The sequence below is a fragment of the Chryseobacterium sp. VD8 genome (genome assembly GCF_037149975.1).
Classification (GTDB): Bacteria; Bacteroidota; Bacteroidia; order Flavobacteriales; family Weeksellaceae; genus Chryseobacterium; species Chryseobacterium indicum.
In genome coordinates this window covers 1-529 of sequence record NZ_JBBCQL010000458.1, presented here as the reverse complement: position 1 = coordinate 529, position 529 = coordinate 1, and the positions used below count along the sequence as shown (strand labels likewise).

At 41.0% G+C, this 529-nt stretch carries 1 protein-coding gene; it reads left to right on the top strand.

Translation table 11 applies throughout. The features are described 5' to 3' along the window. The coding region (locus WFK35_RS23025) for an aldehyde dehydrogenase family protein (protein ID WP_336734986.1) at nt 1–529 on the top strand (529 nt) is incomplete at both ends.

The following is a 529-nucleotide window of genomic DNA, read 5'->3' as shown; positions in this document are numbered from 1 at the left end:
TTATGATGAAGTGAAAAACAGACTGGTAAAAGCTTACGGACAGCTGAAAATCGGAAATCCTCTGGATGAAACAAATCATGTAGGACCGCTTATCGATACCGATGCGGTAAATATGTATCAGGAAGCCATCAAAAAAGGTAAAAAAGAAGGCGCAAAATTTATCGTGGAAGGTGAAGTTCTGAAAGGAAAAGGATACGAATCCGGTTGTTACGTAAAACCATGTATCGCTGAAGTAAAGAATTCTTACGAAATCGTTCAGCACGAAACTTTCGCACCTATCTTATATTTAATCAAATACAAAACTTTAGAAGAAGCAATTGCCATTCAGAATGATGTTCCTCAGGGATTGTCGTCTGCAATCATGACGCAGAACTTAAGAGAAGCAGAATTATTCCTTTCTCATGCAGGTTCAGACTGTGGAATTGCCAACGTAAACATCGGAACTTCAGGTGCGGAAATCGGCGGAGCTTTCGGTGGAGAAAAAGAAACCGGAGGCGGAAGAGAATCCGGATCGGATGTTTGGAAGTAC